The organism is Tsukamurella conjunctivitidis (assembly GCF_007858475.1).
Lineage (GTDB): Bacteria > Actinomycetota > Actinomycetes > Mycobacteriales > Mycobacteriaceae > Tsukamurella > Tsukamurella conjunctivitidis.
Genome location: NZ_VIGX01000002.1, coordinates 23,283 through 35,529 on the forward strand (window position 1 = coordinate 23,283; position 12,247 = coordinate 35,529).

Below are 12,247 nucleotides of genomic sequence, written 5' to 3' on the forward strand. Positions count from 1 at the left end.
TATGCATATGTGGCATACGCTCAGGCCATGAGCGCAGAACACGACCACGAATCCGGCCACTCGGCGCGGTGGGAGATCGGCTTCGCCATCGCCTCGGGCGTCACCTACACCGCGGGCATGATCGCCGAGTACGCCCTGAAGCTGCCCGACGTGAGCACCGCCTTCTTCCTCGCCACGTACTTCTTCGGCGGCTTCTTCACGATCCGGTCCGCCATCAAGTCGACGCTGAACGGCAAGTTCGAGGTCGACTTCCTCATGCTGGTCGCGGCGATCGGCGCCGCCTCGATCGGCCGCTTCGCCGAGGGCGCGGTGCTGCTCTTCCTCTTCAGCCTCGGCCACGCGCTGGAGGAATTCGCGCTGGCCAGGGCGTCGAAATCCATCGAAGCCCTCGCCGGCCTCGCGCCCCGTACCGCGCTGGTGCACGTCGGCGGACCGTCGACCACCGCGGGTGAGTACGTCGATCGGCAGGTGGAGGACGTCGCCGTCGGCGACCTCGTGCTGATCCGCCCCAACGCACGCGTCAGCTCCGACGGCGTGGTGGTCGATGGCCGGTCCGCGATCGACCAGAGCGCCGTCACCGGCGAGTCGATGCCCGTCGAGAAGGAGCCGCTCGATCCCGCCCGCACCGGTCGCGTCGCCGACGAGAACAAGGTCTTCGCGGGCACGGTCAACGGCTCCGGCGCGCTCGTCGTGCAGGTCACGGCGCTGGCGAAGGACTCGACGCTGAGCAAGGTCGTCGAGCTCGTCGCGTCCACCGACCAGGCCAAGTCGCCCACGCAACGCTTCCTCGACAAGTTCCAGCGGATCTACGTGCCCGCCGTGATCGCCTTCGTCGTCGGCGTCTTCCTGGTCGGCTACTTCGCGCTGGGCAACCCCTTCGACGACGCCTTCTACCTCGCGATGGCCGTCCTCGTCGCCGCGAGCCCCTGCGCGCTCGCGCTCGCCACCCCGTCGGCCGTGCTGGCCGGCGTGGCCCGAGCCGCCCGCGCCGGCGTGCTGGTCAAGGGCGGCGCGCCGCTCGAGACCCTGGGCCGCGTCACGTCGATCGCGTTCGACAAGACCGGCACCCTGACCTGGGGCGAGCCGCGGGTCACCGACACCGTCGCCGCGCCCGGCGTCGAGCTCGACGAGCTGCTCGCGACCACCCTCGCCGTCGAGAAGCTCTCCGACCACCCCCTCGCGGCCGCGGTCGCCGAGGCCGTCGCCGCGCGCACCTCGACGGTGCTCACCGCCTCCGACCTGCAGTCCGTCACCGGCCGCGGCGTCCGCGCCCTGGTCGAGGGGGACAGCGTCGAGATCGGCAACGAGCGCCTCTTCACCGACGCCGGCATCGTGCTCGACGGTGCCGTCGCCGCCGACGTCGAGCGGCTGCAGGGCGCGGGCCGCACGCTGATGATCGTGCGCCGCGGCGGCCGCTTCCTCGGCGTGATCGGCGTGATGGACACGCCCCGCCGGGAGGCCGGGCAGGTGCTCGACCGCCTGCGCGAGTCCGGCATGACCGACATCGTGATGATCTCCGGCGATCACCAGCAGGTGGCCGAGGCGGTGGGCCGCGAGGTCGGCGTCGACCGCGCGCTCGGCGGCCTGCTGCCCGAGGACAAGGTGACGCAGGTCCGCGGCCTGTCCGGCGCCGGCGCGGGCCCCGATGCCCGACGGTGCGCGATGGTCGGCGACGGCGTCAACGACGCCCCCGCGATGGCGCAGGCCGACGTGGGCATCGCGATGGGGGCCGCGGGTTCCGCGGTGGCACTCGAGACCGCCGACGTCGCGCTGATGAGCGACGACTTGGGCCGGCTGCCCTTCGCGGTGCGGCTGAGCCGGCAGACCAGCCGCATCATCCGGCAGAACCTCATCGCGTCGCTGGGCATCGTCGTCTTTCTGGTGATCGTCACCTTCCTCGGCATGCCGATGGGGCCGGTGGTCTTCATCCACGAGGGCTCGACGCTCATCGTCGTGGCGAACGCGCTGCGCCTGCTGCGCTTCGAGGTGGGTAGGGAGCACGAGGGTGTGGAGCACGAGACACGCCCGGAGCGCGAGCCCGCCGCGGCCTGATCGCGAAAGCGTTGCCCCCGGCACGATGGGTGCCGGGGGCAGGGTTCGCTCAGTGTAGAGGATCCAGCGTGCGTGCGAGGTAGTCCCAAACCTGTTGTTGCGCTTCGTCGGAGTAGATGTGCTCGCGCTTCGCGCGCGACTCCGCCGGATCGGACCGGCTCGGGTCGCCGCCGTAGCCCAGAGTGGTCAGCTGCTGCTGGCAGGCGCGGTCCAGGATCACCGCGGCCACCGTCGCCGTCTCCAGATCCGGCCCGACGGTGACGATCCCGTGGTTCACCAGGAAGAGGGCCTGCGCCTTGCCGAGAGCGGCGGCCACGCTACGGCCAAGATCGCGGGTGAGGATCAGGTCAGCGGTCTCGGTGAAGCGCGGAACCCCGTTTCCTGCGAAGTAGTTCGCCTCATGGCTCACCGGCAGTAGTTCCGCCCCCGCGGCGGCGAGCGCGACCGCGTACCGGCTGTGTACGTGCACTACGCCGCCGACGTCCGGACGGGCAGCCATCACCTCGGTGTGGATCGGAAATTCGCTGTGCCGCTGGCCGCCGCCGTCCAGGACCTCGCCGTCGGGCGCGACCAGGTGCACGCGGTCGGGGGTGATCTCCTCCAGCCCGTACGACGCCTGCTTGAGCCAGACCCCGCGGCCCTCCGGGTCGCGGACGCTGACGTGCCCCCAGATGAGGTCGCCGGCGCCGGTCGCCGCCATGATGCGCGACGAGGTGGCGACCGTTGCGCGAGGATCGTTGTCGGTCATGAGAATGCTCCAATCAGTAGTGGCGGGTGTGGGGTTATCGGAACATCACGTTGATGACCTTCTCCTCCGTGTAGCTCAGGAGCTCCTCCAGGCACTCCTCCTTGCCCCCGACGCCCGACCCCTTGACGCCGCCGTAGGGCACGTTGGGGAAATGCATCGACGAGCCGTTGATCCAGGTGTGTCCCGCCTCGAAATCGCGGGCGACGCGGTGCGCGCGGTCCAGGTCGCGGGTCCACACGCTGGCGGTGAGCCCGTAGTCCACCGAGTTCGCGATCGCCACGGCCTCTTCCTCCGTGTCGAACGGGATCACCGAGAGCACCGGCCCGAAGACCTCCTCGCGGGCGATGCGCGAGGCGGGGTCCACGTCGGCGAGGACCGTGGGCGCGACGAAGAAGCCCGTGGCGAAGTTCTCGCCCTCGGGGCGGCCGCCGCCCGTCACCAGGCGGGCGCCCTCCGCACGCGCGATCCCGATATAGGACAGGGACTTCTCGTACTGGGCGCGGTTGATCATGGTGCCCTGCTCGCTCGACTCATCGAGCGGATCGCCGATCCGCCGCGCCTGCACCAACTCGGCCACGCGGGTCACGACCGCGTCGTAGATCTGCCGCTGCACCAGCAGGCGGGAGTTCGAGCCGCAGGACTGGCCGGACCAGGTGAAATTCATTCCGGACACAGCGCCGGCGGCCGCGGCGTCCACGTCGCTGTCAGCGAAGACCACCATCGCGTTCTTGCCACCCAGCTCCAGCGTCACGTGCTTGACCGCGGCCTCCGCCGCGGCGCGCTGAATGGCCCGGCCCGTGGGCTCGGACCCGATGAAGCCGATGCGCCGCACGGCGCGGTGCCGCACCAGCCGGTCCGGGATGGCGGGGCCGTCGCCGACCACGATGTTCACCACTCCGGGCGGGAAGACCTCGGCCGCCAGCTCGGCGAGGCGCAGCGTGGAGAGCGGCGCCGCCTCCGGCGGCTTACCGACCACGGGGTTCCCCGCGACGAGAGGCGCCGCCATCCGGCAGGCGAACATGAGCGGGTGGTTGTACGGCCAGATCTTGGCGACGACGCCCACGGGCTCGCGGACCGTGAGGTGCAGTGCGTTCGAGGCGGGGATGGTCTGCCCCTTCATCTCCAGCGCGAAGCCGGCGAACATCCGCATCTGCTGGAGCGCGATCTCGACATCGAAGCGCGCGTTGCTGATCGGCGAGCCCGCATCCACGCAGTCGAGGAAGGCGAGCTCATCGGCGTTCGCCTCGATCAGGTCGGCGAAGCGCAGCACGAGGGCCGCGCGCTCGGTGGCCGGCGTCGCCCGCCAGCCCGGCCGGGCCGCCTCCGCGGCCTCCGCGGCGGCGTCCACATCGGCGGCCGTCGCGTCGGGGACCCGGGCGAGCTCCTGCTCGCTGAACGGATCCGTGGTGGCGAAGGTCCCGCCGTCGGCGGCGGGCCGCAGCTCGCCGCCGATGAGCAGCCGCCACGGGTGCGCAGCGAGCGCGGTGATCTGATCGGCGTGCGCCGCATGGCCACTCGCGGCGTGTGTCGTGGTGGTCATGTCCTGTCCTCCTGGAGAATCGGTGCGGCACCGACGGTGCCGGCGAGCAGCTCGCGCAGTTCGCTGTCTGTCACGCTGACCCGGTTGTTGGCGCGGAACGGGTGGCCGTCGCTCGCGGCGACCATGGATTCGAGCTGTTCGCGGCCCACCGCCGCCGGGTCGAACCGCGGCGTGAACTCCAATTTCCGGTACAGACCGGGGAGCAGGTCGATCAGCGCGACGCCCGCGGGGGCGACGGCGACCCGGTTGAGCTCGGCCACCCGGGGCAGCAGTACGCCGTTCTGCAGGCCGTGGGCGAGCGGGACCCGCACTGACGAGGACAGCGCATGCACCAGGCCCAGGCCGCTGTTCCCACAGGCCAGGTTGGCCATCGTGCTCGCCTCCATTAGCTGCTGCAGCGCAGCGTCGTTGCCGCCCTCGGCGTTGCCGCGCACGATGTCCCGGCCGGCGCCCGCCACCGCGACCGGCAGTGCCGCCATGATGTCCTGGGCGGCGCGCAGAGCGAGCGCTTCGGTGAAGACCGTCGCTCCGCGCGCCCACAGTGATTCCAGGGCGTGGGTGAGCGCGTCGAGGCCTGCGTAGAGCATCGGCGCCCGGGGTAGGCCGCGGAGGACCGTCGCGTCTAGTACAGCGACCTGCGGCTCGCATCCCTGCCCGCGGACGATGATCTCCCGGTCGCGGCCCGGCTCGTGCAACACCAGGGCGTTCGAGACCTCGCTGCCGCTGCCCGCCGTGGTGGGGACCGCCACCAACGGTGCCGGCGGCACGGGAACCCGGCCGGCCCCCTCGTATTCGGTGATCGGGCCCGGGTTGGTCAGCAGGATCGCGGCGGCCTTGGCCGCGCCCAGTCCCGAGCCGCCGCCGATGCCGAGCACGCTCGTGCAACGCGCGGAGCGGGCCACATCGGCGGCGCGCTCGACGGCCGCCACGTCGGGGTTCGGATCCACGAAGACGGTGGCACCGATCCGGTCCGGCGCTACGTGCCGGAGGATCCCGCCGAGCAGGCCCGCGGTGTCGAGCCCGCGATCGGCGATCACCGCGACGGGGCCCTGCAGGGCGCCCAGCTCGGCGTCCAGCCGCTCGAGCGAACCGATGCCGGTGACGATCCGGGGCGGCGCGCTGAAGATTCCGGCGGCGGTCATCGCAGCTCGATGGTCAGCATGTCGGCCGCGCCGATCCGCGCGACGGCGGCATCCAGCAGGGTGCCGCACATCGGGCAGGCGTACTCGCGCAGTTCGAGGCCCTCGTGCAAGCGCAGATAGTCGCCGTGGCTGCGAGGATCCACCACCCGCCGCACGGTGCCGGACAGCCAGTCATTGGCCGGGCCGAGCGCGCAGCCGCACCCGCAGGCGACGGTGCCGCCGGTGGTCCGGACCAGCGCGGGGCCCACCCCGGCGCCGGATACGGAGGCGCCGTCCGCGTGTGCGGATGCCGTGATGGCAGAACCGGATCGGTCGGCCCGGGCGGCGGCGCGCCGCGCGGTGGTGGCGGGCTCGTCGACCTCGCCGCCTCGCAGCACCACGCCGTACAGGTTGTGGGCCGCGTCCTCGCTGATGTAGCCGTTCGTGACATCGTCCGCCACGGAACGAGGGTCGCGCGTGAGCGGGTCGCCGTAGCCGCCGCCGCCCTGGAAGCTGTACGCGAGGCTGTCCCCGGCGCGGAGCGAGAGGAATCCGGGCTTGGCGCCGAGCACCTGCACCGCATCGTGTCCGGTCAGGTCGTCGGCCGACGAGATGCGCCCGACGGGGCTCTTCCCATCGCTCGGCAGCAACTGGTTCCGGTTGCACGAACCCTCCAGGCCGCCGAACAGCCCGACGCTGTTGGGCACCTCGACGCCGTGGCCGACGATCATCGCCGAGAGCGACTCGGTGTCGTGCGGCGTGATCGCGAGGCCCACGGTGTTGCCGCCGCGGAACCGGCCGGCGCCGCCGGTATCGGTGAGGATCGATCGGTACAGGAACAGGATCGGTCCGTTCGCCTCGTGGCTCTCGACGTTCGTGATCGCGGGCCGCGGCACGCAGAAGTCGCCGGAGCCGGTGAGACCGTCGTGGTCGACGTAGGCGCCGCCGCCGCCCGCGGTGGAATCGAGCAGGAAGTTGCCGTAGGGCAGCCCGTCCCGGTCGCGTCCGTTGAGTACTAGCGCCGTCATCGAGCCCTTGGTGATCGCCGCAGCATCGGGTGCCGTCACCGGAGAGGTGGCCGCGAGGCGGGACAGCGCGGCCAGGGCCACGTTCTGCACTACCCACACCGCGGAGATGGTGGCAGAGGAGACTGGAGCGGGCCAGGTCGCGTTGCAGATAACACCTTGCGGCGCGGTGATGGTCAGCGGGCGGAACAGGCCCTCGTTCCAGCTGATTCGCGGCGCCAGGGTGGGCAGCAGCGCGGTGAAGACGCCCGCGACGAGTCCCGAACGGGTGCAGTTGACGAAACCGGGCGCCTGCGGATCGGTGCCGGTGAAGTCGAACTCCAGTTCGTCGCCGGATTTGGTTACGGTGAGCCGGAATTCGTACAGTTCGTTGGTGTGCCCGTCGTGCTCGAGGTAGTCGACGGCGCGGAAGACACCGTCGGGCAGCTGCCGCAGCCGATCCCGCAGCTGCTCCTCGGCGTGCTCGATCTCGAGGTGCATCACCCGTAGCACTACATCGAGCCCGTACCGGTCGAACAATTCGTTCAGCCGGCGGGAGGCCACCTGATTGGCCGCGATCATCGCCTTGAGGTCCAGCCCCACGGCCATCGGCATCCGGGACATCCCCATGACCATGTCCCACAGGTCGCCCCGGATATCGTCGTTCTCCACGATCTTGACCCCGGACAACAGCATGGCCTCCTGTTGGATCTCGGTGGCACCGAAGGCCCAACTGCCGAAGTTCATCCCGCCGACGTCGATCTGGTGGGCGCACGCGCCCACCCACGCCACCCGCTCGCCGCCGTGGAAGACCGGCGCCACGATCGACACGTCCTGCTGGTGCAGGGCGCCCTTGTACGGGTTGTTGAGGATGAACATGTCGCCTTCGGCGATGCCGGGATTCTCGGTGCGGTCGGCGATGATGTTGCGCACCACGCTGGCCATGGAGCCGGAGTGGAACAGCACCTGCGGGCCCATCGTGACGATCGAGCCGTCGGACAGGTAGGTGCCCACGTTGAAGTCGGTGGCGTCCGTGACGACAGGGGAGCCGGAGACGGACTTCAGGGTGATCGCCTGCTCCTCGGTGATCGCCGAAAGGCGGTTGCGGATCACCTCGAAGGTGATGGGGTCGACGTCGGCGACGGCCTCGGTCAGGATGTCGGTGGTCATAGCGATTCTCCTAGAAGTGCCGCTCACGCGGTGATGATGAGGTTGCCGAAGGTGTCGATTCCTACGCGCTGGCCGTGGCCGGTGTAGACGGTGGTGGTGGGGTGCTCGACCACGGCGGGGCCGGGGATCGTCTCGCCCGGTTCGAGCGAATGCCACTGCACGACGGTGGCGTCCATCCAATCGTGCGCCGCGAGGTCGTACACGGGACGCGAGTGCGCGTTCGCCGCGGTGGTGGGTGCGGTGTCCCGGAACGAAGGCTTGGGGGTGCGCCCGATGCCGCTCACCCGGAAGGTGGTCAGCTCGATGCCCGCCTCGCGGAAGCCGGCGCCGCGTCCGTAGGTGTCCTCGTACGAGGCCTCGAACCGTTCGACGATGCCGCGCACGAGCGCCGCGTCGACGGCGCCGTCGGGGACCGGGGTGATGAGCTCGTGGGTCTGGCTGCGGTAGCGCACGTCCACGGAGCGTTCGATCACCGTGTCGGCGGGGTCCACGCCGTCGCGGGCGAGTTGCTCGCGGGTGCTGGCCTCCAGCTCGGCGAAGATGACGTCGAGCGACGCGGCGTCGATGTCCTCCCACGGCCGCGGGTTGCCCGGCGTGGTCTTGACCAGGTGCGAGCGCTCAGCGCTGTGGTAGATGTCCGCCGCAAGCGCGCCGTACGCGGAATGCGCCATCGAGGTGGCCGGGACCACGATCTCGGTCACGCCGAGGTCGGCGCCGAATCCGGCGCAGTGCATCGGGCCCGCGCCGCCGTAGGCGTAGAGCACGAAGTCTCGCGGGTCCAGTCCGCGGCCCACCGACAGCTCGCGGAGGGTGTCGGCCATGCGTGAGTCCACGATGTGCCGGATGCCGGCCGCGGCCTCGACCACGGTCAGCCCCAGTGGCTCCGCGATCTGCTCGGCGATGGCGCGCTCGGCGGCCTCCTTGTCGAGCCGCATGCGGCCACCCAGGAAGGTGTCCGGGTCGATCACGCCGAGCACCACGTCCGCGTCGGTGACGGTGGCGCGAGTACCGCCGCGGCGGTAGCAGACGGGCCCCGGGAAGGCGCCGGCGCTCTCGGGGCCGACGCGCAGCTCCCCGGCGACGACCTCCGCGATGGAGCCGCCGCCGGCACCGATCGCGGTGATGCTCACCATCGGCGCGGCCACGTGGTACTGCGCGACCTCGGTCACCGCGGAGACCACGGGCCGCCCGTCCACGATGAGGCCGACGTCGAAGCTGGTGCCGCCCATGTCGGAGGTGATCACATTGCGGTGGCCGAGCTGTTCGGCCAGGTGCTGGCTGCCGAGCACGCCGCCCGTGGGGCCGCTGGCCAGTAGGAGGACGGCGCGGTCGGCCGCGTCGCGGGCGCTCATCACGCCGCCGATGCTGTTGAGCACGCTGAACCGGCCGGACATGCCAGCCTCGATGAGCTTGCGCTCCATGCGCTCGAGGTAGCGCTGGACGCTCGGTCCGAGGTAGCTGTTGAGTACCGTCGTCGATGTGCGCTCGTACTCGCCCAGGACCGGATTGACCTCGCTGGACAGGCTCACGTAGACGTCCTCGCCCGCGATCTCCCGAACGATCTCGCCGATCCGTCGTTCGTGCGCCGGGTTGCGGAAGGACCAGAGGAGGGCGATCGCGTAGGCGGTGACTCCGTCGGCGGCCAGCTCCTCGACGGCGCCGCGCACAGCGGTCTCGTCGAGTTCGATGATCACCTGGCCGGCCTGGTCCACGCGCTCGAGCACCTCCTTGATCCGGTTGCGCGGAACCAGTGGGTCCGGGTAGCGGCGGCGGCTGAACTCGCCGAGCTGCTCCACGGGCGTGCCGGCGGTGAAGCCCATGAGGCGCTGCAGCAGCAGGGTGTCGCCGAAGCCCTTCGTGGTGATCAGGCCGGTGGTGGCGCCGCGGCGCTCGATCAGCGCATTGGTGGCCTGAGTCGTACCGTGGCCGAAGCTCACGACCTTGGCGAGCATCTCGCCGAGCGTCTCGCCGCGCTCCTCGGCGATCAGACTCAGAGCGGCGAAGACGCCGTCCTCAAGCGCCTGCGGGGTGGTCGGTGCCTTGTTGGTGAGCACCGCCCCCGACTCGTCCATCACCACCACGTCGGTGAAGGTGCCGCCCGTGTCCACGCCCACGTAGAGTCCCTGTTTCATCGAATCGCCTTTCTCGCCCATCGAGCTTGAGAGTCCGCCGATCGAGGTCGATGCCGCTGTGCGGCAGCGTCATCCGTCGGTTGCGGCGGTGTTGCTGTGCTCGTGACGAGAACGCTACTGTGATCCACGCAACACTCGATCTACGATTCTGGTATGCGGAACCGACCGGCGTACGGGCAGAGCTCAGTCGACAATGCGCTGCTCCTGTTGCACATCCTGCGGGACCAGGGGATCGTCACCGTGAGTCAAGCGGCGGAGCTGCTGGGGGTGGCCCGCTCCACCGCGCACCGATTGCTCGCGATGCTGGTGTACCGCGACTTCGCGGTGGAGAACGAAGAGCACAAGTACCTGCCCGGTCCCGCCCTGTACGTCGCCGCGGTCGAGAACCGGCCCACCGGCGAGTACAACGCGCACCTGCGGCCGGTGATGACGGTGATCGCCGCCGAGACGGGGGAGACGGTGCAACTCGCGGTGCGGACCGGGCGGTGGGTTCGGTTCATCGCCACCGTCGAGTCGGCGCAGGCCATCCGCGTCGGCGACCGGCGGGGCGTCGCGCTGCCCGCCCGGCTCACTTCGACAGGGCGCGCGATGCTCGCGGAGCTCGCGCCGCAGCAGCTGCGGGCGCTCTATCAGAGCCCGGGGAACGACGGCGAGGCACGGCTGGGCAATGCGCAATGGCAGCGCCTGGTCCGGGAGTTGGAGCTCACGCGGCACCGTGGGTACGCCGTGAACGCCGAGGATACCGAGGCGGGCCTCACCGCCGTCGGGATCGGTGTGCGCGATACGAACGGTGCAGTGGGCGCCGCGCTCTCGGTGGCGGGTCCGGCAACGCGGGTAGGGGGCGCCCGGGTTCGCGAGATCGGGGAGTACTTGCTGCAGCAGGCGGAACTGTTGCGGCTGCCGAAGGACCGCCCCGAGTAGTCAGAGCCAGTGTGGTGGGGGATCCGACGGCCCATCGCTGAGGCCGACTGCGCCGCGTCCGGCGGCCCAGCGGGTGACCGCGGCGAGATCTCCGGCCACGGGGGTCCGTGCGGCCGGCGGCATGGCGTCGTCGATGGCGATGGGCGCCCGCCCGGCTGCCCGGAGCTCGAGGACGCTGCCCTCGCCCGTCGATCGCCATCGGGTCACGACATCGCTCAGGAGGCCGTCGAGCACCTCCGGCGGCGCGTCGCCGAACCGGGCGCCGGTGCCCAGGTCAACGGCGTGCACCCACACCTCGCGGGCGCGCATCCAGATCGTCTCCGCGGCGGCGATGTCCCGCCCCTGCGCCGATCGCACCCGTGCCGACCACGCTGAGGGAGAGGCGTTGCGCCACTTCTCGTCGAGCCGGGCCACGGTGTGGTCGAACAGGTTGCGCAGCGCCGAGGGCGGCAGGGTGGCGCCCTTGTCGATTTCGGCTGCGCGGGCAGCGGGGGAGGCGTACATCGGGTTCTCGGTGCCCGTTATCGCCCAGTCCATCAGCCGGCACAGCGCCGCCGCGTTGTAGGCGACGTGCGCCAAGAGGTGCCGCCGCGTCCACCCGTCGAGGTCGCAGGGCTCGCCCAGTTGCGCGTCGGACAGAGTGCCGAGGTGTCGCGCGAAATGTGCCGTACCCCTGCGGCACAGCGTCAGCTGCTCGTCGCGGGGAAGGTCACGGAAGACGACGCCGTCGGACATGTCAGGCGACGATCGTTCGGTTGCGGACCGAGCCCAGGCCCTCGATGCTCACCTCGACGGTCTCGCCGTCGCGGATGTACCGGGCCGGCGTGCGGGCATGGCCCACGCCGCCCGAGGTGCCGGTGATGATCACGTCGCCCGGCTGCAGCGTGACGATGTGCGAGATGTACTCGACGAGTTGCTCCGGGCCGAAGACGAGGTCGTCCGTGGTCGCCGACTGCATGACTTCGCCCTCCAGGCGCGTCTCGATGCGGGTACCGAGGCGGTAGTCGGTGTCCAAGTAGGGCCCGAACCCGGAGGTGCGGTCGAAGGTCTTGCCCTGGTCCCACTGCAGGGTGCGGTACTGGTAGTCGCGCATGGTGTAGTCGTTGATCACCGAGTAGCCGGCGATGAAGGACGCGGCAGCGTCGGCGCCCACGCGGGTGGCGCGGGCGCCCACGATCACTGCGAGCTCCGCCTCCCAGTCCAGCTCGGACGCGGCGTAATCGGGCACGATCACGTCGTCGTACGGGCCGGTGAGGGCGTCCGCGAACTTGGCGAACAGCGTCGGGTACTCGGGGAGGTCGCGGCCCATCTCGGTGATGTGCGTGCGGTAGTTGAGGCCGACGCACACGATCTTCCCCGGCCGTGGCACCACAGGCCCGAAGTCCGCCGCGCGTAGGTCGATCCGTGCGCCACGGGCGGCGGCGGCGACGGAACGCCAGTCCGGATCGGCCAGGAGGGCGGACAGGTCGGGGTAGCCGTCGATCACGGTGGCCGTGGTCTCGTCATCTGCGCGGACCGCGACCGTGCCGGTCTCGGTGCGGAGGGTTGCTAGGCGCATG

9 protein-coding genes are annotated in these 12,247 nt (G+C 70.8%); 2 read left to right on the forward strand and 7 right to left on the reverse strand.

Features of this window, described 5'->3' with window-relative positions; genetic code table 11:
• Positions 1-27: 27 nt before the first annotated feature.
• Positions 28-2,052 (forward strand): heavy metal translocating P-type ATPase, encoded by a 2,025-nt coding sequence (locus tag FK530_RS03905; protein WP_146485679.1) that lies wholly within the window; start codon positions 28-30, stop codon positions 2,050-2,052.
• Positions 2,053-2,101: 49 nt separating this feature from the next.
• Here FK530_RS03905 and FK530_RS03910 read toward each other — a convergent pair whose 3' ends face one another.
• From FK530_RS03910 to FK530_RS03930, 5 genes are read right to left on the reverse strand one after another with little or no spacing between them, the layout of a single operon-like run.
• The gene (locus tag FK530_RS03910) at positions 2,102-2,800 is read right to left on the reverse strand and encodes a class II aldolase/adducin family protein (protein ID WP_146485680.1); all 699 of its coding nucleotides are present in this window, start codon (positions 2,798-2,800) and stop codon (positions 2,102-2,104) included.
• Between the two features lie 34 nt (positions 2,801-2,834).
• Positions 2,835-4,340, reverse strand: coding sequence for an aldehyde dehydrogenase family protein (locus FK530_RS03915; protein WP_146485681.1), 1,506 nt, complete (start codon positions 4,338-4,340; stop codon positions 2,835-2,837).
• Entirely contained in the window at positions 4,337-5,482 is a 1,146-nt protein-coding gene (locus FK530_RS03920; protein WP_146485682.1) for an iron-containing alcohol dehydrogenase, read from the reverse strand. Before FK530_RS03920 ends, FK530_RS03915 begins: the two co-directional genes overlap by 4 nt.
• Complete coding sequence (locus FK530_RS03925; RefSeq protein ID WP_146485683.1) at positions 5,479-7,635, reverse strand: hydantoinase B/oxoprolinase family protein; 2,157 nt, start codon at positions 7,633-7,635, stop codon at positions 5,479-5,481. Before FK530_RS03925 ends, FK530_RS03920 begins: the two co-directional genes overlap by 4 nt.
• Before the next feature lie 23 nt (positions 7,636-7,658).
• Entirely contained in the window at positions 7,659-9,767 is a 2,109-nt protein-coding gene (locus FK530_RS03930) for a hydantoinase/oxoprolinase family protein (RefSeq protein WP_146485684.1), read from the reverse strand.
• 153 nt (positions 9,768-9,920) lie between these two features.
• Between FK530_RS03930 and FK530_RS03935 the strand changes: the two genes are divergently transcribed.
• Positions 9,921-10,688 (forward strand): IclR family transcriptional regulator, encoded by a 768-nt coding sequence (locus tag FK530_RS03935; protein WP_146485685.1) that lies wholly within the window; start codon positions 9,921-9,923, stop codon positions 10,686-10,688.
• Here FK530_RS03935 and FK530_RS03940 read toward each other — a convergent pair whose 3' ends face one another.
• On the reverse strand, positions 10,689-11,423 hold the full coding sequence (locus FK530_RS03940; protein ID WP_146485686.1) for a maleylpyruvate isomerase family mycothiol-dependent enzyme: 735 nt from the start codon (positions 11,421-11,423) through the stop codon (positions 10,689-10,691).
• A gap of 1 nt (position 11,424) precedes the next feature.
• Positions 11,425-12,246: a fumarylacetoacetate hydrolase family protein gene (locus tag FK530_RS03945; RefSeq protein ID WP_146485687.1), complete on the reverse strand. Its 822-nt coding sequence runs from the start codon at positions 12,244-12,246 to the stop codon at positions 11,425-11,427.
• Position 12,247 lies beyond the last annotated feature (1 nt).

Bases quoted from the DNA above. Each gene is read 5' to 3' on its own strand.
- FK530_RS03905 (WP_146485679.1), top strand. From the start codon at position 28: ATGAGCGCAGAACACGACCACGAATCCGGCCACTCGGCGCGGTGGGAG.
- FK530_RS03910 (WP_146485680.1), bottom strand. From the start codon at position 2,800: ATGACCGACAACGATCCTCGCGCAACGGTCGCCACCTCGTCGCGCATC.
- FK530_RS03915 (WP_146485681.1), bottom strand. From the start codon at position 4,340: ATGACCACCACGACACACGCCGCGAGTGGCCATGCGGCGCACGCCGAT.
- FK530_RS03920 (WP_146485682.1), bottom strand. From the start codon at position 5,482: ATGACCGCCGCCGGAATCTTCAGCGCGCCGCCCCGGATCGTCACCGGC.
- FK530_RS03925 (WP_146485683.1), bottom strand. From the start codon at position 7,635: ATGACCACCGACATCCTGACCGAGGCCGTCGCCGACGTCGACCCCATC.
- FK530_RS03930 (WP_146485684.1), bottom strand. From the start codon at position 9,767: ATGAAACAGGGACTCTACGTGGGCGTGGACACGGGCGGCACCTTCACC.
- FK530_RS03935 (WP_146485685.1), top strand. From the start codon at position 9,921: ATGCGGAACCGACCGGCGTACGGGCAGAGCTCAGTCGACAATGCGCTG.
- FK530_RS03940 (WP_146485686.1), bottom strand. From the start codon at position 11,423: ATGTCCGACGGCGTCGTCTTCCGTGACCTTCCCCGCGACGAGCAGCTG.
- FK530_RS03945 (WP_146485687.1), bottom strand. From the start codon at position 12,246: ATGCGCCTAGCAACCCTCCGCACCGAGACCGGCACGGTCGCGGTCCGC.